Source organism: Paenibacillus sp. OK076 (genome assembly GCF_900110055.1).
Lineage (GTDB): Bacteria > Bacillota > Bacilli > Paenibacillales > Paenibacillaceae > Paenibacillus.
In genome coordinates this window covers 3,862,473-3,887,691 of record NZ_FOCH01000001.1, presented here as the reverse complement: position 1 = coordinate 3,887,691, position 25,219 = coordinate 3,862,473, and the positions used below count along the sequence as shown (strand labels likewise).

Below are 25,219 nucleotides of genomic sequence, written 5' to 3'. Positions count from 1 at the left end.
GCTACAATGGGGAAAGCGTACAGAAGAGGGGCGAAGATATGAATTTTCATCAATTGCATATTTTTTATACCGTAGCAGAGAAGGGAAGTTTTTCAGCGGCTGCGCAAGCACTACATATGACACAACCTGCGGTGACGATGCAGATTCAATCGCTTGAGGATTATTTTGGGACCAAGCTGCTGCATCGTTCTACCAAGAAAATAGAATTATCCGAGGCGGGGCGGACATTACTGCCTCATGCCAAACGCAGTGTAGAGTTGGTCAGACAGACAGATGAGGCGATGTCTGCGTTTACACAAATGCTGCAAGGCCGATTGCAGCTTGGTGCAAGTTTGACGATTGGTGAGTATGTGCTGCCACGCATGCTGGGTCCTTTTGCCCGTCAATACCCGGATATCTCGATCGTTATGAAAGTGATGAATACGACGCAAATTATGGACGATATCTTGAAACATCAGCTTAACTTTGGACTGATTGAAGCCCCGGTTCATCACCCGGATATGATTGTAGAGCCGGTCATGCAGGATGAATTGAAGCTGGTTGTTCCGGCAGGACATGCACTGGCAGATCGTGGTGAAGTAGAGCTGGAGGATGTGCTGAGCTACGCATTTGTACTGCGGGAGAAAGGCTCAGGCACCCGTCAGGTGATGGAGGATCAGCTGCAGAAGAGAAATATAGACCCACAGGACATGAATGTAGTGATGGAACTTGGCAGTACAGGTGCTGTGAAATCTGCCGTAGAAGCGGGTGTGGGCATCACCATGTTATCCCCGTCGTCGGTTCAGCATGAGCTGGCTCTTGGACTGGTTCATATCGTGGATATTCGTGGGCTTGAGTTCAAAAGACAATTCTACGCTATACATCTGAAATCTTCATTACTTCCCTTGTCAGCAGTAGCTTTCCTGAATTATTTACGTCAGCAGGAGCAGACATTATGAGAAGGAAGAGCGGAATAAGAGGATAATATCATTTAGAAATTCGTCCAGCTAATCACTTGATATAAGAAGGAGCTGTTGTTCATGCATCAATCTAACGGACGTTGTGATCTTCATACGCATAGCCAAGCGTCGGACGGAATGCAGCCACCTGCCGAGAATGTGAAGCTTGCCAAACAAAGGGGTCTGTCTGCGGTTGCGCTGACGGATCACGATACCGTAGCGGGTGTAGCCGAGGCACAGCAGGCTGGCCGTGAATATGGGGTTGACGTTGTGGCAGGAGTAGAGATCAGCACCCGCGCAGGCGGTAAGGATATTCATGTGCTGGGGTATTATGTGAATACAGAAGATGAGAAATTTCTGGATCGACTGCGCGGGCTGCGTGAAGCGAGAGAGGAACGCAATCATCTGATCATTGCCAAGCTGCAAGAGCTTGGACTCGAAATTAGCTGGCAGGAGGTCATTGATGGCCTTGGCCGACCGCTGGAGCCGGATGAAAGCATCGGTAGACCTCATATGGCCGATGTGTTGGTACGGAAAGGATATGCCGCTGATATGAGGGATGCGTTCAATCGTTATCTGGCTGAAGGTCAACCGGGCTTTGTGTCGGTTCCCCGAGTTGCACCAGAAGACGCATGCCAGTGGATTAAAGATGCGGGTGGTGCTGCTGTTATTGCTCATCCTGGTTTATACGGAGACGATGAATTGGTTCGTCGTATTCTGGAGGACTCCCGCCCTGACGGTATTGAAGTGGTTCATTCGGATCATGGACCAGAAGAAGAGCGCAGATATGCGGAGTTGGCACAGGAATTTGGGCTTATTCAAACAGGCGGTTCGGATTACCATGGTGTAAGGCAAGGGGTAGTATTCCACGGGGATCTGGGTAGCAAAACCGTAACCATTGATGTGCTCGATAAACTCCGGGCTGCCGCCGCAAAGTCTTGATTCGGAAACTCTCTTCAGTTGTTGTATGAGACTGGGTATAAGGGATCGGATGTCATCGTGCTAAAATTGAATATGAAAAAAAGAAAGGACATAGAGATGGGTGAGCGTTAGTCGCTAGCCATGTCTCTATGTCCTTTTGGATTGCCTATAATGGGCTAGGTGATGGAATAATTCACCCATGTGCCGCGAGCAGCCCCAAGGCGTTCAAATAACTGCTGTGCCCGCTCGTTGGTTGCTGCTGTGATCCAGGACATGTAAGCACATCCGTGTTCACGTGTATATCGCTGACAATGTTCAAACAATCTGGCCTCGGCTTCGCCTTCTCTCCAAGCTTCCGTCACAAACAAGTCATTCATAATGGCCACGCGGTTTGCCTTCATCGTGCTGTAGGTAAAATAGAGTGTAGCGAACCCGATGAGTTCACCATCCTGCTCTGCAACGAATTGAACACCGATCTGCTGATCAAGCAGGTTTTTGAACAAAAGCTCGATTGCCTGATCACCAGGCCAGGGGTTGTTATAAAAGCCGACGACATACTCTTGCATTAATGCACTCAGCGGCAGTATATCATTAGGCTGAGTTGGTCTGATATTTAGCGTCATGGGACACATCCTTAGAAGTTAATATATAGATTTCACAATTGAATTATTATACATTATAATGAATTTATATTCAAAAAAATAAAATGGATCAACTGCATGACTTCCATATTTATTTGAGAACAAAGAAAATCCTCCGGACCGTCTTTTGTTCCGGAGGATTTTATGTTGCCTAACAGGGTTGAAAGCAAACATCTTATCCATTTTTGATCGTGGATGGCAAACTTTTAACCAGTTCTTCGTTCGGCGTCACAAACAGGGTCTTCTGATGGTCATAAATCACAAAGCCTGGTTTGGAGCCGCTTGGCTTGCGCACATGTCGGATAAAGGTGTAGTCCACCGGCACGCTGCTGGATTCTTTGGCCTGACTGAAGTAAGCCGCGAGTTGAGCAGCTTCCTCCAGGGTTGCTTCGCCAAAGTCTGTGCTGCGAATGACGACATGTGAACCGGGGATGTCTTTGGTATGCAACCAGGTATCATTGGCAGAAGCCAGACGGTTGGTGACGAACTCATTTTGCAGGTTATTTTTGCCTACGAGAAGTTCAATTCCCTCCGAAGAAGTAAACTGATGCACGGTAGGGCGGTCGTTTTTCTTTTTCTTTTTTCCTTTTTTGTTGCGGTCACGAAGATAACCCTGCTGTACAAGTTCTTCGCGAATTTCTTCGATGTCGTTCATGGATGCGATAGACAGTTGCTGGAGCAAATTGTCGAGATAGTTGATCTCGTCTTTCGTTTTTCCAAGCTGCTCATGAATAACTGCCAGACTGTTCTTGTATTTGTTATATCGTTTGAAATAACGTTGAGCGTTGTCAGACGGTGTTAGTAATGGGTCAAGCTGAATGGTAATGTTGGCTTGATCTTCATCATAGAAGTTCACAAGCTCCACACTTTTGTCCCCTTTACTAACCTGGTGCAGGGAGGCAAACAACAGCTCACCCCATAATCTGAATTTATCCGCATCGTCGGCTTCCAACAGATCCTTGTTCAGGTTGTCCAGCTTTTTGATGTTTTTGCTGCGCTCATTTTGCAGAAAACGTAGAAGATCGCTCACTCTTTGCTTAACCGTATCCCGCTCAGCCTTGTCTCCGTAATAATCCTCCATACACTTGCTCATCGTGTCATAGGTTTTCTCTGCGTCCTGAATGCTCTGAAGCTGAACGGCTGAGAAAATCATTTTGCCTTTGGCATTTAGCCCGGTTACAGGCGTATAACTATTATCTCTTACTGGCCCCATGACGGACTCAAAAGCAGTCCACAGCGCATCGGCTTCGATTCTAGCATCTTCACCTTCGCTTAGAGCGTGGTCGTCACCTTGATCGGCAGATACCCGAGAGGTAATCTCTCCTGCGATCAGCGGACTAAGACCGCTGAATGAATTCACCAACCAGCGAGAGGCTTCTTCTTCAGTAGCAGTATAGCTATTTCGGAATTCAGTGCTGCTAACTTCCAGTGGATTGCTTTTATGCTGCTCTGGTGGTTCGGTGTACGAAAATCCAGGCATAATGACCCGGTAACTGCTGATGGACGGGGTTACGTGATGAATTCCATCCAGAATCGTTCCTGTTATCGGATCGACCAAAACAATATTACTGTGACGCCCCATCAGTTCAATGATGATCCGTTTGACCGAAACATCCCCCAGTTCATCACGCTGACGCACGTCAATATGAATAATCCGCTCCATGCCAATCTGACGGATATCCTCAATGATCGCGCCCTCGCAGTGCTTGCGCAGCAGCATGCAGAACATCGGAGCTTCAGTGGGGTTAACAAACGTTTTTTCGGTAAAATGCACACGCGGATATGTCGGGCTGGCCGAAATAAGCAATTTGCTATTTCCGCGCTGAGCACGGAGGGTCAGTACAACATCATGGCCGTTAGGTTGATGTATTTTGCTGATTCGTCCGCCCTTGCAGCCTTGCAGTTCATGCACGATAGCTCGTGTTACGATGCCGTCCAATGCCATTTTTTTCAACGTCCTCTCTATCTATAACTGAAATGAACACCGGGATATGTAAAAAAGAACCCGTTGCAGATTCGTATTCGTTTGTATAGCAAAAAATCGGATTGCCACTGTGTACATAACCACAGACCTTTATTTTAGCTTATTCTGCCCATCAGGGAAAGGATTCGCCATCGGGTGCTAATTAGGGTCCTGTCCGAATACATATAGAGCAGGTAGTTTGTCCGGCATCGCGTACAACCTGTTGATTAGCATAGCCGGTGTAGTATGTGTGACGTTTTACAGAGGAAATACAGACTGGGAGGGAATTTTGAAGCATGGAACATACCAAGTGGCACCAACTAAGCGTTGAAGAGCTTCGTAACACTCTTGGCGTCAGTCTTGAGGAAGGATTAACCGAAGAGACTGCAGCAGAAAAGAGGAAGACTGCCGGTTCGAATGAGCTGAGCGAAGGAAAGCGCATATCTCCAATCACATTATTGCTTAATCAATTTAAGGATTTCATGGTTCTGGTCTTGATGGGGGCCACACTGGTGTCCGGATTGCTTGGAGAATACCTGGATGCTGTAACGATTGTTGCCATCATCGTCCTTAATGCCATTCTTGGTTTTGTACAGGAATTCCGGGCGGAGCGTTCCCTTCGTGCGTTGAAACAATTGTCAGCCCCATTGGCCAAAGTGCTAAGGTCGGGTCAGGAAGTTCATCTTGCAGCCAAACTTCTGGTGCCAGGGGATATTGTGCTTGTGGAAAGCGGTGATCGCATACCTGCCGATGTGCGCTGGCTGTCCACGAACAGCCTCGATGTGGAGGAATCTGCACTTACTGGGGAATCAGTTCCTGTAAGCAAACATTTCCATCCCATAGCTGCGGATGACGTGCCGCTCGGAGATCAGAAGAACATTGGATTCATGGGAACCATGGTTACTCGCGGTACCGCCAAGGGCGTTGTGATCCGGACGGGCATGGATACCGAGATGGGCAAAATCGCCGATCTGATCCAGAATACGGAGGAACAGGAAACACCACTGCAACACAGGCTGGAACAGCTGGGTAAAATTTTGATTTTTGTGGCGCTTGGATTAACCGTTATGGTTGTTGTTGCAGGTATTCTGCATGGACAGCCGGCAGTAGGCATGTTTCTGGCAGGGGTCAGCCTCGCAGTGGCCGCCATACCAGAAGGGTTGCCAGCGATTGTAACGATTGCGCTAGCCCTGGGCGTACAGCGTATGATCAAGCGAAAAGCGATTGTGCGCAAGCTTCCCTCTGTGGAAACCCTTGGTTGTGCCTCGGTCATCTGTTCGGATAAAACGGGTACGTTGACCCAGAACAAGATGACGGTTACGGACGTGTGGCTGGAGGGACGCAGCATCAAGGTCACGGGGGATGGATATGCACCAGAAGGGCAGATGCTGGAGAATGGTCGTACCTTGGAACTGAAGAGTGACCAGACATTGCGGAGAATGCTTCAGATCAGCGCACTTTGTAACAATGCCAGTATTATCGAGAGTGTTGCAGATGAGATGCGGAATAAAAAGAAAGGCAAAGAGACAAATAAGGATAGTAAGAAAGAGGCGAAGAAAGGTACAAAAAAAGATCAAGTTAATGAATCGGTCAAGGAAGAGAGCGTGGTATGGGAGCTGAAAGGCGACCCTACGGAAGGGGCGCTCATAACACTGGCTTCCAAAATGGGGCTTACCCCCGCTGGCCTCAAAGAGCTATATGCACGTGAGCAGGAATTCCCGTTTGACTCTGATCGGAAGCGGATGTCCGTCCTGGTTCATCATCAGGGTGGGCGCATGATCTACACCAAGGGTGCACCGGATGTGCTGATTGGGCAATGCAGCTACATTTTGTGGGAAGGCAATGTTGTACCTTTCACAGGAACGCTGCGGCAGAAAGTCATGGCGGCGAACGAGAATATGGCGGGTTCTGCACTGCGGGTTCTCGGGATGGCTTACCGCGATGTACGGCCGAATGAAAAAGTAGAGAATGAACATGCTGCCGAGAGCCAACTCGTCTTTGTCGGGCTTGCAGGCATGATTGATCCACCGCGGCGTGAGGCACGGGATGCAATTGCGACTTGTCGCAGAGCAGGCATACGCACCGTTATGATTACGGGCGATCATGGCACGACGGCAGAGGCTATCGCCCAGCAGTTGGGTATTCTTCAGCGGGGTGGGTCTTCACTTAGCGGCCAACAATTGGCGGGCATGACGGACGAGCAATTGGATAAACAGGTAGAGGGGATTTACGTATTCTCACGAGTATCGCCTGAGCACAAACTGCGGATTGTAAAATCATTACAGCGTAAAGGGCATGTCGTAGCGATGACTGGAGATGGCGTGAATGACGCACCAGCCATTAAAGCAGCAGACATCGGTATTGCGATGGGAATTACCGGCACGGATGTGACGAAGGAAGCCTCGGCGTTAATCCTGAGTGATGATAATTTTTCTACTATAGTAGCTGCAATTGAAGAAGGACGTAATATTTATGAGAACATCCGCAAGTTTATCCGGTATTTGCTGGCATCCAACGTTGGCGAGATTTTAACGATGTTTTTCGCGATGATGATGGGATTGCCGTTGCCACTCGTGCCGATCCAGATTCTGTGGGTCAACCTGGTGACGGATGGCTTGCCAGCAATGGCACTCGGTGTGGATCAGCCGGAAAAAGATCTGATGGAGCACAAGCCACGTGGCTCCAAGGAAAATATTTTTGCCAGACGACTGGGCTGGAAAATTGTCAGTCGGGGTGTATTGATCGGACTTTGCACACTCGGGGCATTCTGGCTTACCCTACAGGCCGCGCCGGATCAACCGGGTCAGCTCATTAAAGCTCAATCTGTAGCCTTTGCTACGCTCGTTTTGGCACAGCTCATTCATGTATTCGACTGCCGTAGTTCACGCTCCATCTTTCATCGGAATCCATTGCAGAACAAGTATCTGGTGTTTGCAGTTATTTCATCCATCGTGCTGATGCTGGCGGTCATGTATGTAGAGCCGCTGCAGCCTATCTTCAAAACCGTACCGCTGGGTATGCGTGAATGGGCGATTTCCATCGTTGCCGCAGGTATTCCAACCTTCCTTATGGGAGTGGGCAGCGTGTGGGGAGGTCGTCGCAACCGTCGCCGCATGGGCCCTGAGCGCTTCGTACCGAAAAGTACAAAGTTTTCGGCATAAAATCAATAGCAATTGCTTATCGTTTTCGTTATGCTATCCTCAAAATGATTCGAGGCGAGATTCCTCGGCATTTTGCAGGATAGCTTTTTTTATTTGGAATGTTGGATATGAATTTTCCGGGTTATCCTGTAGAGGAGCAAGAATAACGCTTTGGCAGCAGACTGCCAAAAGGAGTGGGCAAGGTATGGAATTTACAAAAATGCATGGACTCGGCAACGATTTTATTGTTGTGTTTGGAGAACAACAGCTTCCGGCTGATGCAGCAGAATTAGCTGTAAAATGGTGCAACCGTTTCTTCGGCATCGGCGCGGATGGCCTGGTTTATATACTACCTTCAGAGAAGGCGGATTTTCAGATGCGCATCATGAACTCGGACGGTTCGGAGGCAGAGCAATGCGGCAATGCCATCCGCTGTGTATCCAAATATGTATATGATCATGGTCATGTGACCCAAGAACAGATTACGATTGAAACCATCGGTGCGGGTGTACAACCCGTAAGCTTGAACATTCGTGATGGTAAAGTGGAAACGGTTCGTGTGGATATGGGAGAACCTATCCTGAATGGACTTCAGGTTCCCACCACCGTCGATGCCAACCCGGTGGTAGATCACTCCATTGAAGTGAGCGGACAGGAGTTCAAATTTACGGCAGTCTCTATGGGTAATCCTCATGCAGTCATCTATGTCGATGATGCTGTCAATTTCGATCTCTCGACATGGGGGCCACTTCTTGAAGTTCATCCTATGTTCCCGAAAAAAATCAATGTAGAGTTCGCGACGGTTCGCGATCGCGGATATGTGGACATGCGTGTGTGGGAACGCGGTGCTGGCCCAACACTTGCCTGTGGAACTGGAGCTTGCGCAACACTGGTATCATCCGTTCTGAACGGACATACGGATCGCACAGCGGTGATCAGCCTCAAGGGCGGCGATCTTCATATTGAGTGGAACGAAGCAGACAATCACGTATACATGACTGGGCCTGCCGAAGTTGTTTTCAAGGGAGTCACTTCGTAAAGGATACGTTTAAATGAGGAGGCCTTAGGGCCTCTTTTTTTGCAGTTATATGAATTCCTACTAGTCCAGATGGTTATAGAAACTGAATTTCACGAAAAACCTGTGTTTTTCTTCGTTTTCAGATGTTTTTTGTGTTACATTAGTATGAAATGATCAGTCAGGCGGGGGGAAAAGGGATGAAGGCGGATTTACGCAGTGTAATGCAGGAACGGGTCCTCATAGGGGATGGGGCGATGGGAACTTTCCTGTATCAGATGGGATTCCCGGTAGGGATTTCTTATGAAGAGTTGAACTTGATTTCACCTGAAGTGGTGGCAGATGTGCATCGTCGTTATCGCGATGCGGGTACAGAAATTCATGAAACCAATACGTACTCTGCCAATTACGATAAGTTGTCCAAGTTTGGTCTGGAATCCAAGGTGGAGGATGTAAATCGTGCCGGTGTGCGCATTGCCAAAGAAGTAGCTGGGCCAAACGGTTATGTTCTGGGCGCGGTTGGCTCCATTCGTGGAGGAAAGCGGACGAACGTATCAACAAGTGAATTGAAGCGCTTCTACCAGCAGCAGATTTTTGCACTGCTCGAAGAAGGAGTGGACGGCATTCTGCTCGAAACCTTTTATGATATCGAGGAGATGGATATCGCCCTTCTGCAGGCGCGCAAGCTGAGTGATCTCCCGGTAATTGGACAGTTCGCTGTTGAGGATGTAGGGCATACACTGGATGGATACACGATGCCTGAAGCTTTCCGAATCATGCGTGAGCAAGGGGCTGACGTCATTGGTTTCAACTGCCGTTCCGGTCCAAACGGAATCATGCGGGCGATGGAAACTGTATCAGGCCGTATCGGTGTTCCCATGTCTGTTTACCCGAATGCGGGTGCCGCGGATTACGTCGATGGTCAGTTCCGTTATGGAGCGTCTCCGGAATACTTCGGACAGACCGCAGTGCAATTTGCTGATCTGGGCGCACGTATTATCGGAGGCTGCTGTGGTACGACACCTGATCATATCGCGGCAATTGCCCAGGCTCTTGTTGAGTACACACCTGCTCCGATACTGGAACCTGATCCGTCCGAGTCGAAACCGCGTATCATCTTGCATGAGAATGTAGATGAACGGTCTGGACGGGGTGGGCAGCCTACGATTGTGGATCTGGTCAAACAACGTCATACCGTCATCGTCGAACTTGACCCACCGCGTGATCTCGACATTGCGAAGTTTATGAAAGGTGCCGAGACACTGAAAGCGGCTGGTGCAGATGCATTAACATTGGCTGATAATTCCCTGGCGGTTACCCGGATGAGCAACATGGCTCTAGGTCATCTTGTTCAGGATCGTACTGGATTGCGCCCACTGGTGCATATTGCATGTCGTGACCGGAATCTGATCGGGACACAATCGCACATGATGGGATTTGATGCTCTGGGCATTAATCATGTACTCGCTGTAACAGGTGATCCTGCACGATTTGGTGATTTGCCCGGATCAAGCTCGGTATACGATCTGACTTCATTTGAAATTATACGTATGATCAAACAGTTGAACGACGGCGTGTCCTTCTCCGGTAAACCGCTTAAGCAGAAGGCAGGCTTTGTTATCGGTGCCGCATTTAACCCGAATGTGAAACATCTGGATAAGGCTGTACAGCGTCTTGAGAAAAAGATTGCTTCCGGAGCCGATTATATTATGACACAGCCGGTATACGATCCTGAACTAATCGTAGCCATGCATGAAGCGACCAAGCATCTGGATGTGCCGATCTTCGTAGGGGTAATGCCGCTAGCCAGCGGCCGAAATGCAGAATACCTGCATAATGAGGTTCCGGGTATTCAACTGTCGGATGAAGTTCGCTCCCGGATGGCTGGTCTCGAAGGCGAAGAAGGTCGAGCAATGGGTGTGAAGATCGCCAAGGAGCTTCTGGATGTAGCAACAAAACATTTCAAAGGAATCTATCTAATGACTCCATTTATGTTCTATAGTATGACGGCCGAATTGACCCAATATGTGTGGGAGAAGTCGGAGCATCAATGTCCTACTTGTTTCAACCCTAATAATCAATTACAATAGTGTAACGGATGTGATGCCGATGTCATTCAGTATGACCGGATACGGTCAATCCGCCTTTCATTTTGGAGGCTATAAGGTACAATTGGAAATCAAGTCTGTCAATCATCGTTATTGCGAAGTGATGATGCGTCTCCCAAGAGAGTGGACGTGTTATGAAGACGGATTGAGGAAAAAGGTACAAAGCCGCTTAAAACGTGGGCGGATTGATGTTTATGTAATGAAAGAAAAAGATGAAGACCAGGCTCTTCCCGCTGTTCTGAATGAGCAGGCGGTCAGGGCCTATCTTCAGGCCGCAGAGCAATTGGAGAGCCGCTATGGTATGCAGGGCAAACCGAGTATTATGGATATGCTGGCACTTCCAGATGTCATGGTTCATTCGGATGGGACGAGTTCGCTTCCGGAAGAGCAGAAGGACGAATGGGAGCGTGTCCTGCAGCAGGGGTTGGAAGAGGCTTTATCCGGTCTGGAGCAGATGCGCGCCCGCGAGGGTCTTCATCTGGCCAGTGATCTGGAACGACGTGTCAGTCGTCTGGAATCACTGCATACCGAGATGCTTGCTCTTGCGCCGACTGTGGTGAGTGATCATCGCAACAAGTTAAGACAAAGGCTTACGGAAATGCAGGAAGAAGGCTCTTTCCCTTTTGACGAGCATAAATTGGGTATGGAAATTGCTATGTTTGCCGATCGTTCTAACATAGAGGAAGAGCTTACGCGTCTACTCAGTCACTTTGGACAGAGCAGGGAGCTGCTGAAAAGTGATGAGCCAGTAGGCCGCAAGTTGGACTTTCTTATTCAGGAGATGAATAGGGAAGTCAATACGATTGGATCAAAAGCCAACCATTTGGCTCTGGTGAACCGTGTTGTCGAGATGAAGGCGGAACTGGAGAAAATTCGTGAGCAAGCGGCGAATATCGAATGAACGGTCATATTTCGGCAAAAGAGTCGCATGTATAGGGGGAAGAACCTGATTATGGCAATCAAACTCATTAACATTGGATTCGGTAACATCGTATCGGCGAACCGGATTATATCCATCGTGAGTCCGGAATCGGCGCCGATCAAGAGGATTATACAAGAGGCAAGAGACCGTCATATGCTGATAGACGCAACGTACGGAAGACGTACTCGTGCCGTGATTATTACGGATAGCGATCATGTCATTCTGTCTGCGGTTCAGCCAGAAACGGTCGCCCATCGTCTTTCTTCGAAAGATGATGACAACGACGAATAAAATGGAGTGTAATATGTCTAAGGGATTACTGATAGTGTTGTCCGGCCCATCTGGGGTCGGGAAGGGTACAGTATGCAGCGCTTTGCGCAAACGGGTGCCGGAATTGATTTATTCTGTCTCGGCAACGACTCGTCAGCCACGTCTGGGTGAGGAACATGGCGTCAATTATTTCTTCAGAAGCCATGAAGAATTCCTGAACATGATTGCTGAAGATCAATTGTTGGAACACGCAGAATATGTAGGGAATTATTACGGAACACCGCGTGATTTTGTGGAGAAAACGATTAACGAAGGCCGGGACATCATTCTTGAGATTGAAGTTCAAGGCGCGTTGAAAGTGAAAGAAAAGTTCCCGGAAGGGATCTTTGTATTTCTGTTGCCTCCTTCATTGGACGAGCTTAAAGATCGCATTCAGGGCCGTGGTACGGAAAGTCAGGCGACGATTGATCACCGGATGTCCGTCGCGGTAGATGAGATCAGTCTGCTGGAGCAGTACGATTATGCTGTCGTTAATGATGAAATTGATTTGGCGTGTAAACGAATAGAAAGCATCATTATCGCCGAACATTGTAAGATCAATAAATAATCCATTTGCCGCCGCAAAATGCGATAATCAGTGGAGTTGCTGTCATAGGATATATGAGAGTAGCTCCAGTCTGGTTAACGTATCCAGCGGTGCACCATGATTCCGTCAGGCGGCGAATTGTGATTATACTAATGCAAAGAGGTGTTTTGTAAATATGCTGTATCCTTCTATTGATGAAATGATGAACAAAGTCGACAGCAAGTATTCCCTTGTTGTTGCCGCTTCCCGCCGGGCAAGACAGCTTCGTGAAGGTGAGAAAACGGATTTGAGAAATGCCAGATCCCATAAACAGGTTGGCGTTGCACTTGAAGAAATTTATGGTGATCTGCTCGTTGTCATCAAAGGACAGGACGAAGAGGAAGAAGAGTAAGCCGCCTGCGGCTGCTCTTCAACTGCATACGGCGCATGCCGGATTTATTTGACAACCGCGAGGTTGTTATTTTTTTCTCTATTCATCATTATAAACGTCGTATATCGGGGGGATAACCATGTTGAACGGTAAAAAAATCGTGCTCGGTGTGACTGGCGGCATAGCCGCATACAAAGCGGCTACATTATGCAGCAGGCTGGTGCAAAAAGGAGCGGACGTTCATGTCATTATGACGAATTCCGCGAAACAGTTTATTACCGAATTAACGCTGCAAACCTTGACCCGAAATGTGGTATATAGTGATACATTTGATGAGCGGGAGCCTTCGGTCGTCTCGCATATCCATCTGGCTGATATGGCCGATCTTGTTCTGGTTGCTCCGGCAACAGCCAATGTCATTGCCAAAATGGCACATGGGATGGCAGATGATATGCTCTCAACAACCCTGCTTGCAACCACTGCTCCGGTGATGATTGCGCCAGCGATGAATGTACATATGTATGATCATCCGGCTGTGCAGCATAATATGTGCCTGTTAACGGAGCGCGGAACGATGATGATTGAACCGGGTGAAGGTCAACTGGCGTGCGGGTATGTGGGCAAAGGACGTTTGGAAGAACCAGAGACAATTGTCGATGTGGTGGAACGTTTTTTTGAACAGCAGGAGTCTGCCAAACTGGAACGTAACGAACAGCTTTCCTTGTTGAGCGGGAAGAAGGTTGTGGTCACTGCAGGAGGTACCATTGAACGCATTGATCCGGTGAGATATATTACCAATGATTCCTCTGGAAAAATGGGTTTTGCCATTGCAGCGACAGCGCGTGATCTGGGGGCAGATGTGACTTTGGTTATGGGGAATACCCAGGTTCAGCCGCCAGCCAATGTAAAGGTGATCCCGGTACAGTCTGCGCAGGATATGTATGATGCGGTAGCAGGTGAGTGGGATGATGCAGATATCGTGGTTAAGGCCGCGGCTGTTGCGGATTATCGCCCCAAGGAAGTGTACACGGAGAAAATCAAGAAGAAAGGCGATACATTATCGCTTGAACTTATTAAAAATATAGATATTCTTGAAACGCTGGGTAAGCAGAAAAGCCATCAATTTTTGATTGGTTTTGCTGCGGAGACAAATTCATTAGAAATGTATGCACGTGAGAAACTGGAACGGAAAAACTGTGATCTGATCGTAGCCAATGATGTCACCCAGACGGGTGCCGGATTTGGAACAGATACCAACGCGGTGCACATCTATGACCGTGAAGGTTTGGTGGAAGAGCTTCAGGTGGTGGCCAAGGAAGAGGTGGCCCGCCGGTTGCTTTCGATTGCGGCGGAGCGCATTGCCGGGAGGAATTAATATGGAGATCGCCAAGGTTATTGTCGATGTTCCTGTGAAGGAAACGGACCGGCCGTTTGATTATCTGGTGCCGGAATCCATGCGTGAATGGATTGAGATTGGCAGCAGGGTAGGTGTACCTTTTGGTCATCGGACGGTGCAAGGTTTCGTAATTGATCTGGTGCCTCGCACGGGTACGGAGACTTTCAAACTCAAACCGATTCAGGAATTGCTGGATATCGTTCCACCGTTGTCTGAAGATTTGGTGGAATTAGCCGAGTGGATGAGTGAACGTTATGCCAGCAACCGCATTTTGTCTTTGCAGGTGATGGTCCCGACTGCACTGAAAGGGAAAGCAGAACGGTATATCTCACTGGGAGATGCCCTGGATGGACAAATGGCAGGTTCTGCGTCAGGTGAAGAAGTTCTGTTTGTGTGGGGAGAAGAATCGACTTCAGAAAAAGTGCAGCAAGATATTATTCGTTTTGTAAAGAGTCGTGGGCAGGTTCCCCTCCAACAATTGAGTCGTAAATACCCCAATCATGCTGCGCTGATCAAGAAGTTGTTGCTCAGTGGTGTCCTGCTTGAAAGTCAGGCGATTAAGGACAAGCTGAATAAAAAAACGATGAAATCCATTAATCTAGCTGTGGAAGCAGCGGCTGCGGAAGAAGCATTGACTTCATTCCCTGCAAAGGCGCAACGGCAGAAGGAAGTTTTGGCTTTCTTGCTGGAAATGAAAGAACTGTTGCCGATGGCGATGAAAGAATTGCTGTCCACACTTCAGGTATCAGCGGCTACAGTCAAAGGTCTGGAGGAGAAAGGGCTGGTTGTAACGGAGGACGTCGAAGTCTTTCGTGATCCTTATCAGGGACGTAAGTTTCGTGCGACCGAGCCACTGAATCTGACCGATGAGCAGCAGCTTGTCTATAACAATATTAATGGTCGATTGCAGGAAAGGCGCCATGGCGTCTTTTTGCTTCATGGTGTAACAGGCAGCGGCAAGACGGAAGTATATCTCCAGACCATTCAGCGCTGTATTGAACAGGATCGGCAGGCGATTGTGCTTGTACCCGAGATTGCATTGACACCGCAGATGGTTGAGCGTTTTAAAGGACGTTTTGGTGATCAGGTTGCCGTGATGCACAGTCGTTTGTCTGGTGGAGAGCGTTATGATGAGTGGCGCAAAATTCGGGAAGGCCAGGTGAAAGTTGCCATTGGCGCCCGTTCAGCAGTTTTTGCTCCGTTCAGTCGTCTTGGTTTGATCATTATGGACGAGGAGCACGAAACTTCATATAAACAGGAAGAAACCCCGAAATATCATGCCCGTGATGTAGCGGTAAAAAGAGCACAGCAGCATCAGGCGGTCGTAGTCCTGGGTTCAGCGACACCTTCGCTGGAAAGTTACTATGCTGCTCGTTCACAGAGCAATGATGATTTTGCACCACTTTTGTTGGAGATGCCGACCCGCGCACTTGGTAATAAGCTGCCGGAGGTACGGATTGTTGATATGCGTGAAGAATTGAAGGACGGTAATCGCTCGATGTTCAGCCGCGCCTTGCACAAAGGATTGGAAGAGCGGTTGGAACGTGGGGAACAGACCGTGCTTTTGCTGAATCGACGTGGCTATTCCACCTTTGTGATGTGTCGCAGTTGTGGATACGTCGCAGGCTGTCCCGAGTGTGATATTTCGTTAACCTATCATCAGCGTTCCAACAATCTTCGTTGTCACTATTGTGGATATGCGGAAGCAGCACCAGAAGTGTGCCCGGATTGTGGCAGCGAGCATATTCGATATTTCGGTACAGGTACGCAGCGGGTAGAGGAAGAATTGGCGAAGTTGTTCCCGGGTATTCGCGTCATTCGGATGGACGTGGATACAACGAGCGAAAAAGGTTCGCATGAGAAGTTATTGAAGCAGTTTCGCGAGAAAAAGGCAGACGTATTGCTCGGTACCCAGATGGTGGCTAAAGGGCTTGATTTTCCTGATGTCACTCTGGTTGGTGTCATTACCGCAGACTCCGCACTCAATTTGCCTGATTTCAGGGCTGCCGAAAAAACATTTCAACTGCTCACCCAGGTGGCGGGTCGTGCAGGTCGACATCAACTGCCGGGCGAGGTATTCGTTCAGTCCTATACACCAGAGCACTATTCGATTGGGCATGCGAGCCAGCATGACTATGTTTCGTTTGTCCGTGAGGAATTATTGCATCGGCGCAATTTGCAGTATCCGCCTTACTGTCGCCTGATTTTGGTGACCTTCTCACATGAGCAGCTTCCGGTACTGATCCGACTGGCTGAGAACTACACACGAATACTGAAAGAAAAGGCAAATGCTGCTGGCTGGTTAGGCAGTTTGGATCGTTTCAGCAATGATGCCTTTGACGTGCTTGGCCCGGTAGCATCACCGATTCCCCGGATCAAGAATAGATACAGATTCCAATGTATGATAAAATGGCGGGGGGATGTCGACGCCATTGGCCTGGCGCTCGCGACGGCCCGGCGCATGGACGACGACGTTCAGGCGCAGAAGCTGCAAATTAGTCTGGATGTAGACCCGCAAATGTTAATGTGAGCATTTGTAGTAAAATGCGGATGTAAACAAGCGGTATAAACATAGATTAAAACAACATGAATGATGGCTCGAACTTAAAATCAGTTTTTGATACCTGCTACATAGCAGAAAATCAGTACTATTTTTGAAATGAGCCTGATGTCCTGAAATTATGATGAGGATTAGGAAGGTGCTTACAACATGTCGATTCGTATTATCGTGAAAGAACCGGATGAGGTACTACACAAAAGAGCTAAAGAAGTAACGAAAGTTACACCCAATGTACAGAAACTGCTGGATGATATGGCAGATACGATGTATGACGCAGAAGGCGTAGGTCTGGCTGCACCACAGGTTGGTATTTTGAAACGGCTTATTGTGATCGATTGCGGAGATGAGCAGGGCCTGATCAAGATGATCAATCCGGAGATTATTGCGAGTGAGGGAGAGCAATTTGGACCCGAAGGATGCTTGAGTATTCCTGGTATTAACGGTGATGTGCGTCGTTTTGAGACAGTTACTGTCAAAGGGTTGGACCGCGAAGGCAAGGAACTGATTATTACGGGCAGCGGACTGTTGTCTCGCGCATTCCAACATGAGATTGACCATTTGGATGGCGTGCTATTTACGGATATTGCTGAAAAGGTGTACGAAATTGCAGCCGATCAAACCGGGCCGCGTCGTAACTAAGGAGTGATCGATTTGAATATTGTTTTTATGGGAACGCCTGAATTTGCAGTTCCGTCTCTCGATATGCTTATTGCCGAGGGATATAACGTGGTTGGGGTAGTCACACAGCCGGATAAACCACAGGGCCGCAAAAAGGTACTAACACCAACACCGGTCAAGGCTGCGGCAGAACGCCACGACCTGCCTGTATTTCAACCAGTGAAACTGCGTGCGCCGGAAGCTGTAGCCCAGTTGGCTGAATGGAAACCGGATCTGATTGTGACTGCGGCTTTTGGGCAGATTCTGCCCAAAGCTGTGCTGGATATGCCCGTTCGCGGTTGTGTGAACGTGCATGGCTCTCTTTTGCCAAAATATCGCGGTGGTGCCCCGATTCAACGTTCCATTATTAATGGAGAGCCGGTGACGGGTGTTACACTGATGTTTATGGCGGAAGGCTTGGATACGGGAGATATGATCTCACGTGTAGAAGTAGCGATTACGGATGAAGATACATCAGGGTCCATGTTTGTAAAGCTCAGCGAAGCGGGCTCCAAACTGCTTCAGGAAGAAATGCCGCGGCTGATTGCAGGTGAAACAACGGCTGTCCCACAGGATGAAGCCGAGGCTTCCTATGCACGTAATCTGACTCGGGATGACGAGAAGATGGACTGGAATCGGACGTCGCGTGAATTGTTCAATCAGATTCGCGGTCTTGTGCCGTTCTCGGGTGCATTCACGATGTGGGATGAGCAGGTCTTCAAGGTATGGGCAGCAACGAATCCGAAGCAGATGGATGTACTCTCGTCTTCCGATGCTGGACAAGCTGAGCCGGGAACGGTGTTACAATTGGGCAAAAACGGCATTGAAGTTCGCACAGGTGACGGTTCTCTCTGGCTTACTGAGGTTCAGCCCGCAGGCAAAAAAGTAATGCAAGCTGCTGACTTTGCCCGTGGTGGTACCCTGAAACCAGGAACGGTGCTGCAATGAGCGGAAATACACCGGGCCGTCCGTCAGGAAATGGTCATAAAGTCGCAGGAAACGCCTCTCGGGGCGGAGGAAACCAGCGTCGTCCGAACACAGGAAAATCGGGTCGTGCAGGACATTCATCTGCATCCCCAGCTTCTGCCAATGGTGCATCACGCTCGGAGCGGCCTAAAACATCTGCTCGTGCACTCGCTGTAAAGGTACTCAGCGCTGTTGAGCAAGAAGGAGCGTACAGCAACCTTGAGCTGAACCGGCGTCTGAAAGAAGCCGAGCTAAGTCCGGCAGATGCTGGGCTGGCTACAGAGTTGGTCTATGGTACGATCGCAAGACGGAATACCCTTGATTATTTTCTGGAACGATATGTAGCCAAAGGTGTATCCAAGCTGCAACCTTGGGTTCGCAGCCTGCTGCGCATCAGCGTGTACCAGATGTTATATCTGGACCGTATTCCGGAACACGCGGTGGTGAGTGAAGCTGTCAATTTGGCTAAGAAATTGGGTCATCAGGGCATCTCCGGTATGGTGAATGGAGTATTGCGGAACATGATTCGCAATCGTGATGAACTGCGTATTCCCGAACATCTGCCTGCAGCTGAACGTATCTCACTGGAGCATTCTCATCCGCTGTGGATGGTCGAACGCTGGATCAGCCAATATGGCGAAGAGACAGCGGAAGCGATCTGTCGTGCGAATAACGAGCCGCCTGCGGTTAGTGTTCGTGTGAACACGACAATGACTACACGTGAGAAACTGATGCAAGAGATGGAGAGTACGGGAGCGATCGTGGAACCTTCTCGACTTAGTCCGGACGGTATTCTCGTTCGCAGTGGTGGTAACATGGCACATACGTCCTGGTATCGGGATGGCTTGCTGTCCGTTCAGGATGAAAGTTCCATGCTTGTAGCTGAGGCCGTTGGGCCTGAAGATGGTCAGACTGTACTGGACTGCTGTGCAGCTCCCGGCGGAAAGACAGCCCATATGGCGGAGAAAATGCAGGACCGTGGACGGATTGTGGCCAATGATGTACATGCTCACAAACGTCAGTTGATCATGGATCAGGCAGATCGTCTGGGACTTAGCTGCATTGATGCTGTGACAGGTGATGCCCTTGATCTGGATAAGCGTTATCCAGAGGCATCCTTTGACCGCATTCTGCTGGATGCGCCATGTTCAGGTCTGGGTGTTATTCGCCGCAAGCCAGATGTCAAATGGACCAAAACTGCGGAAGACATCCAGGATATCTCCAATCTGCAACGTGAACTGCTGGATCGGGTTGCACCGCTATTAAAGCCGAATGGTGTTTTGGTGTATAGTACGTGTACAATCGAGCCAGCGGAGAATGAGCATAGGATCGCTGACTTTTTGGCTCGGCATCCCGAATACAAGGCGTCTGAAGACGTTGCCTGGTCTGGTATGGAAACAGCGGATTTGAAGGTTGTTAACGGTGGTGTTCAGATTCTGCCACAGTACGCTCACAGTGACGGGTTTTTCATTGCCAGGTTGACAAGGATAGCGGATTAACAGTTTAATAGAGCACTGAAGGATAGCCGCCGAGGGGAACTTCGGCGGATTTCTTTGTGATTAGCCTCAAGGTTTAACATCAGTAAAATGTCATGATAGGGTGCGATGCAGGCATTGAGGTGTTATAATGCATGAAGTAAAGGCATCAAGGGTATACATGGATGTAACGTGGTCTTTGTGATAGAATAGGACGAATGGAAAGAAAAGAAGGAAGACGATCAAAAGAAAAGAAGGAATAGGTGTTGACAACAAAATGAAACCTTTTATATATGATTATTCCCTGGAGGAGCTGCAACAGTGGGCTGTTGAGAACGGGGAGCCGGCTTTTCGCGGTGGTCAGATTTTCGACTGGATTTATGTGAAACGTGTGAATGATTTCAGTGAAATGACGAACCTGTCGAAAGCGCTGCGTGAAAAGCTGACTGAACAATTTGAATTCGTTACACTAACTGAAATTACGAAATTTGAATCCAAGGATGGAACGGTTAAATTCCTGTTCGGTCTGCATGATGATCATGCGATCGAAACAGTTATTATGAAGCACAACTATGGTAACAGCATCTGTGTAACAACACAGGTTGGCTGCCGGATTGGCTGCACGTTCTGTGCATCCACGCTGGGTGGACTCAAACGTAACCTTACAGCTGGCGAAATTGTCGCTCAGGTTGTGCAGGCCCAGAAAATTCTGGATGAACGCGGTGAGCGGGTCAGCAGCATCGTAATCATGGGTTCAGGTGAGCCTTTTGAGAACTATGAAGCAACAATGACGTTCCTGCGTATCATGATTCACGAAAAAGGGCTGAATATCGGTCAGCGCCATATTACGGTGTCCACAAGTGGAATCGTACCGAACATTTACAAGTTTGCAGATGAAGATACACAGATTAACCTGGCGATCTCCATCCATGCGCCAAATGATGCATTGCGTTCCAAATTGATGCCGGTAAACCGCCGTTTTCCTTTTGACGATGTAATGGAGTCATTGCGTTATTACTTGGCGAAAACGGGCCGCAGAATTACGTTTGAGTACGCACTTATCGGTGGTGTGAATGATCAGCCGGAACATGCGGCAGAACTGGCAAGTGTGCTTAAGAACATGCTGTGCCACGTGAACCTGATTCCGGTCAACCATGTACCTGAGCGTAAGTACGTAAGAACATCCAGAAGCGACATTTTCAATTTTCAGAAGATCCTCTCGGAGCAGGGTGTTAATGTAACCATTCGTCGTGAACAGGGACATGATATTGCTGCCGCTTGCGGTCAGCTTCGTGCAAAGCATATGGAGTTGAGGTGAGAACGTTTTGATCAAAACAGTTCATGTGAGCCATATCGGACGGGTGCGTTCGGTGAATGAAGATTCAGCCTGGATTCGAAATCTTGATACAGGTTATATTCTGGGTATTGTTGCCGATGGTATGGGCGGACATCTTGCAGGAGATACAGCGAGCCGCCTGGCGGTAGAGACGTTGGTGCAGGATCTGGGAACGCTTGAGCCGGGTCTTTCACATGCGTCTTTGTCAGCCGCACTCAGCGATGCTATTTTGCATGCCAACGAAGTGATCTTCCGCACTGCATCCTCGGATGATAATTACCACAACATGGGAACCACCGTGGTTGCGGCCTTATTGAATGATACGGAAGGCGTTATTGGTCACATCGGTGACAGCAGAGCATACAAGATTGCAAACAAACATGTGATCCAGTTGACCGAGGACCATACGCTGGTCAATGAATTGTTCAAAAATGGTCAGATCAGCAAAGAAGATGTCTCTCATCATCCGCGACGCAATGTGCTGACACGTGCACTTGGGACAGACGCTGAAGTGAAGGTGGATCTGGATACTGTCAAGCTGGAAGAAGGCGAAGTTCTTCTCCTGTGCAGTGACGGGCTTAGTAATCTGGTCAGCAATGAGCAGATCATTCAGGTCGCAGGTAATCTGGAACTGGCATTGGAAGATCGGGCGGATCGCTTGCTTCAGCTGGCTTTGCTTGCTGGAGGAGATGACAATATCACGGTGGCATTATTCGAACTGCAAAAGGAAGGTTCCGTGACATCGGAAACGGGGTGTGAGTCATGATTGGGCACCAGCTAGGCGGACGCTATGAAGTGATCGAGCGTGTCGGCGGTGGCGGCATGGCTCTTGTGTACAAGGCCCAGGATCTGTTGCTCAACCGGAACGTTGCCATCAAAGTGTTAAGGCAGCAATTTGTGCATGACGAAGAGTTTATTCGCCGTTTCCGCAGGGAAGCGCAGTCTGCAGCATCTCTCTCCCATCCTAACGTGGTCAGTATCTACGATGTGGGGCAGGAAGATGACGTTCATTATATTGTCATGGAATATGTCGAAGGTAAAAACCTGAATGAAATTATTAAAGAGCGGGCGCCTCTGCAGGTGGACGAAGCGGTTCGGATCGCCTCCCAGATTGCAGATGCCCTCGATCATGCACATCATAATCAGATCATTCATCGGGATATCAAACCACATAATATATTGATTGGTCGTAATGGCCGTGTGAAAGTAACGGATTTCGGGATTGCCCGTGCGGTTACGTCCACAACGATTACACAGACCGGCTCCGTAGTTGGTTCCGTACATTACTTCTCACCTGAGCATGCCAAAGGCATCGTGACTGGCGAGAAGTCGGACTTATATTCCCTTGGTATTGTACTCTATCAAATGCTGACTGGGCAGCTTCCGTTCCTGGGAGAGAGTCCGATTAGCGTTGCTTTGAAGCATTTGCAGGAAGAGTTTGATGAACCTCGCAAATTCAATCCGCTTATCCCGCAAAGCGTAGAGAACGTTATTCTGAAATCCATGCGCAAAAATCCGCAGGAGCGTTACCAATCCGCTAAAGAAATGCAGACGGATCTGGAAACCTGCCTGATGCCGGAAAGACGTAATGAAACGAAGATTGATTTTCCGGATGAGGATGATATCGATCAGACCCGTGTTATGCCGGCGATCAAGCCGGAGCCGCGTGGAGTTACATCCACAGGTGCTATACCCGTGATGGAGTCTGACCAAGATAACAACAAGGGCAAACCCAAAACAAAGAACTGGAAAAAGCCAGCGTTGTTGATCTCGTTGACCGTGCTTATTCTTATCGCGATGGTTGGAGTTGTGTGGTACGTGAAAGGCATGCTTGTTGTGCCAGATGTGACTGTACCCAATGTCATTGGCCAAACCGAGGAGAAGGCTCGTCAAATGTTGCAGGATCAAGGGCTTGTGGTCAGTGATACTGTCATCCGGGAGTACAAGGAGGATGTGGAACCAGGTATTGTATTTGACCAGACCCGAAATGAAGGCGACGTGGTCAAAGAAGGCTCTGAGGTCCAGCTGAGTGTTGGCGCGGAAAAAGAGTTGTTGAAGATGATTGATCTCAAAGACCTTTCATATGATGAAGCGGTCAAACAACTTACCAGCCTGGATATCAAAGAGGATCAGATTCAGCGTAAGGATGAATATTCAAATGATAAATCTGCGGGGACGGTTCTATCCCAAACTCCTGGGGTGAATGTAGAATACGATCCGGCAGAGGTTCAGATTGTTCTGACCGTGAGCAAAGGATCCGAAACGATAAAAATGCCGGACTTGAAAAATCTCACGCGAAGCGAGGCTGAGAAAAAGCTCCAAACCGCCGGCTTAATTCTTGCTCAGGTTCAGGAAGAGTCGAGCTACACCGTAGATGAAGGCAAAGTGACACAGCAATGGCCTGTGGAAGCTGGTGCAGAGGTGAATCCTGGTGATAAAATCACCATTTTCATTAGTACTGGATATCCGCCTGAGGCATTGAACTACCCCTATAACATTAACGTTTCGCCAAAAGAAGTAGGAAAGAGCAGCAAAATTCGAATTACTTTCGAGGATGCTCGTGGCAAAAGTCAGGAATGGGGAACCCGGAGCATCAAGTCTGCCCAAACGCTGACAATTCCGCTTGTTCTGGCTCCAAACGTCGATGGTGTTGTCTCTGTCTATCGGGATGGCCAATTCCTGGATACGTACCTGGTGTCCTATATTGATGCCAAAAATGGAACGGTAGTTGTGCCTACCATTGAGCCCGAGAAGGGTGCAGAGCCGCCTCCAACAACGGAGGAGCCTGATCAAGGCGGTGGTGGTGATGAGGGCACTGTAGATACACAACAGGAAGGTGAGCCTGATACACCTGTGGATGGTGAAGTGGACAACGAAGAGGGAGATACTTCTGCGATGAATAAGGATAAGGGTCCCTCCAAAGGCAAAGATAACAAGAAAAAGGAAGTCGTTAACGCATCAAGCCGTCCATAAGGACGGCTTATTGCCGACGTTCAGGGTAAATGTACTGTAAATTAAAAGGAGGGCGACGGAGCTATGCCAGAAGGTATCATCGTTAAAGCGCTAAGCGGTTACTATTATGTCATGCCACTGGAAGACAGCGGGGTGCCTTCGGTTGAAGGCTCCGCCGTTCAATGCCGGGCCAGAGGCATCTTCAGAAAACGGGGTACCTCACCGCTTGTGGGTGACCGTGTCAGCTATATGCTGACAGAGAACGGGGAAGGAACAGTAGATGAAATTCGCAAACGTGAGACGGAGTTAATTCGTCCACCTGTAGCCAATGTAAGTCTGGCTGTTCTGTTATTTTCCGTTAAGGAACCGGATATGAATCTCAATCTGCTGGATAAATTCCTGGTACATATCGAACAAGCCGGACTGGATGCACTAATTGTGCTCACGAAGCAGGACCTGGCTGATCCAGAAAACGATGCCCGTGATACAGTGGCTGAAGTAAAGGCTTTGTACGAGCAAATTGGATATGAAGTTATCTCTACGAGTTCACGAACTGGTGAAGGTAATGAACTGCTCAAGGAACGTCTTGCCGGCAAGATTAGCGTATTCTCCGGGCAATCCGGTGTAGGTAAATCTTCGATGCTGAATGCATTGATGCCAGGTCTAACCCTGGAGACCAGTGCAATCAGCATGCGCCTGGGCCGAGGGAAACACACCACCAGGCACGTGGAGCTCATACCGCTGGATAATGGTGGCTTTGTCGCCGATACGCCGGGATTCAGCCAACTGGACTTCCTGGAGATTGGTGTGGAGGAGTTATCTACTTGTTTCCGGGAGTTCGCTCAATATGCGGATCAGTGTAAGTTCCGAGGCTGTACCCATACGCACGAACCAGGTTGCCGGGTGCTTGCAGCCAAGGCGGAGGGAATGATCTCCGAAAGCCGTTATCAGCATTACGAACAATTCCTTACAGAAATGAAAGACAAAAAGCGGAGGTATTAAT

Annotated in this window: 20 protein-coding genes; 18 read left to right on the top strand and 2 right to left on the bottom strand. The window is 48.8% G+C overall.

The annotated features are described in order from the left end of the window. Positions 1–38: 38 nt before the first annotated feature. Both BMY78_RS17270 and BMY78_RS17265 read left to right on the top strand, forming a co-directional pair. The gene (locus BMY78_RS17270; protein WP_090901078.1) at positions 39–938 is read left to right on the top strand and encodes a selenium metabolism-associated LysR family transcriptional regulator; all 900 of its coding nucleotides are present in this window, start codon (positions 39–41) and stop codon (positions 936–938) included. An 81-nt stretch (positions 939–1,019) separates the two neighbouring features. Further along, positions 1,020–1,880 (top strand): PHP domain-containing protein, encoded by an 861-nt coding sequence (locus BMY78_RS17265; protein WP_090901075.1) that lies wholly within the window; start codon positions 1,020–1,022, stop codon positions 1,878–1,880. Between the two features lie 155 nt (positions 1,881–2,035). Here the strand turns inward: BMY78_RS17265 and BMY78_RS17260 are convergent, their stop codons facing one another. Together BMY78_RS17260 and BMY78_RS17255 are read right to left on the bottom strand one after the other, a co-directional pair. After that, positions 2,036–2,482, bottom strand: a complete 447-nt coding sequence (locus tag BMY78_RS17260) for a GNAT family N-acetyltransferase (protein ID WP_090901072.1) — start codon at positions 2,480–2,482, stop codon at positions 2,036–2,038. Between the two features lie 193 nt (positions 2,483–2,675). Further along, positions 2,676–4,445, bottom strand: coding sequence for an Rqc2 family fibronectin-binding protein (locus BMY78_RS17255; RefSeq protein WP_090901069.1), 1,770 nt, complete (start codon positions 4,443–4,445; stop codon positions 2,676–2,678). Between the two features lie 314 nt (positions 4,446–4,759). Here BMY78_RS17255 and BMY78_RS17250 point away from each other — a divergent pair, with 314 nt between their 5' ends. From BMY78_RS17250 to rsgA, 16 genes are all read left to right on the top strand, one after another. Further along, the gene (locus tag BMY78_RS17250) at positions 4,760–7,624 is read left to right on the top strand and encodes a calcium-translocating P-type ATPase, SERCA-type (protein WP_090901066.1); all 2,865 of its coding nucleotides are present in this window, start codon (positions 4,760–4,762) and stop codon (positions 7,622–7,624) included. Between the two features lie 184 nt (positions 7,625–7,808). Then, entirely contained in the window at positions 7,809–8,642 is an 834-nt protein-coding gene (gene dapF, locus BMY78_RS17245) for a diaminopimelate epimerase (protein WP_090901063.1), read from the top strand. Between the two features lie 176 nt (positions 8,643–8,818). Continuing rightward, on the top strand, positions 8,819–10,708 hold the full coding sequence (locus BMY78_RS17240; RefSeq protein WP_090901060.1) for a bifunctional homocysteine S-methyltransferase/methylenetetrahydrofolate reductase: 1,890 nt from the start codon (positions 8,819–8,821) through the stop codon (positions 10,706–10,708). Between the two features lie 19 nt (positions 10,709–10,727). Next, a complete protein-coding gene (locus BMY78_RS17235; protein WP_076288229.1) occupies positions 10,728–11,627 on the top strand; it encodes a YicC/YloC family endoribonuclease in 900 nt (299 codons plus the stop codon). Between the two features lie 51 nt (positions 11,628–11,678). Next, positions 11,679–11,939 (top strand): extracellular matrix/biofilm regulator RemA, encoded by a 261-nt coding sequence (remA, locus tag BMY78_RS17230; protein WP_006209218.1) that lies wholly within the window; start codon positions 11,679–11,681, stop codon positions 11,937–11,939. 13 nt (positions 11,940–11,952) lie between these two features. Next, on the top strand, positions 11,953–12,525 hold the full coding sequence (gmk, locus tag BMY78_RS17225) for a guanylate kinase (protein ID WP_090901057.1): 573 nt from the start codon (positions 11,953–11,955) through the stop codon (positions 12,523–12,525). A 154-nt stretch (positions 12,526–12,679) separates the two neighbouring features. Beyond that, positions 12,680–12,895 (top strand): DNA-directed RNA polymerase subunit omega, encoded by a 216-nt coding sequence (rpoZ, locus tag BMY78_RS17220; protein WP_024631120.1) that lies wholly within the window; start codon positions 12,680–12,682, stop codon positions 12,893–12,895. A gap of 118 nt (positions 12,896–13,013) precedes the next feature. Then, entirely contained in the window at positions 13,014–14,249 is a 1,236-nt protein-coding gene (gene coaBC / locus BMY78_RS17215; protein WP_090901055.1) for a bifunctional phosphopantothenoylcysteine decarboxylase/phosphopantothenate--cysteine ligase CoaBC, read from the top strand. 1 nt (position 14,250) lies between these two features. Continuing rightward, positions 14,251–16,800: a primosomal protein N' gene (gene priA / locus BMY78_RS17210; RefSeq protein WP_090901052.1), complete on the top strand. Its 2,550-nt coding sequence runs from the start codon at positions 14,251–14,253 to the stop codon at positions 16,798–16,800. A 180-nt stretch (positions 16,801–16,980) separates the two neighbouring features. Further along, entirely contained in the window at positions 16,981–17,469 is a 489-nt protein-coding gene (def, locus tag BMY78_RS17205) for a peptide deformylase (RefSeq protein ID WP_090901049.1), read from the top strand. Between the two features lie 12 nt (positions 17,470–17,481). Beyond that, a complete protein-coding gene (gene fmt / locus BMY78_RS17200) occupies positions 17,482–18,435 on the top strand; it encodes a methionyl-tRNA formyltransferase (RefSeq protein ID WP_090901046.1) in 954 nt (317 codons plus the stop codon). After that, positions 18,432–19,952, top strand: coding sequence for a 16S rRNA (cytosine(967)-C(5))-methyltransferase RsmB (gene rsmB / locus BMY78_RS17195; RefSeq protein WP_090901043.1), 1,521 nt, complete (start codon positions 18,432–18,434; stop codon positions 19,950–19,952). The genes fmt and rsmB overlap by 4 nt, the downstream gene beginning before the upstream one ends. Before the next feature lie 253 nt (positions 19,953–20,205). Then, the gene (gene rlmN, locus BMY78_RS17190; RefSeq protein ID WP_090901040.1) at positions 20,206–21,246 is read left to right on the top strand and encodes a dual-specificity RNA methyltransferase RlmN; all 1,041 of its coding nucleotides are present in this window, start codon (positions 20,206–20,208) and stop codon (positions 21,244–21,246) included. A 7-nt stretch (positions 21,247–21,253) separates the two neighbouring features. Then, positions 21,254–22,030: a Stp1/IreP family PP2C-type Ser/Thr phosphatase gene (locus tag BMY78_RS17185; RefSeq protein ID WP_090901037.1), complete on the top strand. Its 777-nt coding sequence runs from the start codon at positions 21,254–21,256 to the stop codon at positions 22,028–22,030. Beyond that, entirely contained in the window at positions 22,027–24,237 is a 2,211-nt protein-coding gene (gene pknB, locus BMY78_RS17180; RefSeq protein WP_090901035.1) for a Stk1 family PASTA domain-containing Ser/Thr kinase, read from the top strand. Before BMY78_RS17185 ends, pknB begins: the two co-directional genes overlap by 4 nt. 63 nt (positions 24,238–24,300) lie before the next feature. After that, positions 24,301–25,218, top strand: coding sequence for a ribosome small subunit-dependent GTPase A (gene rsgA, locus BMY78_RS17175; RefSeq protein WP_090901032.1), 918 nt, complete (start codon positions 24,301–24,303; stop codon positions 25,216–25,218). The last annotated feature ends 1 nt before the right edge of the window (position 25,219 follow it).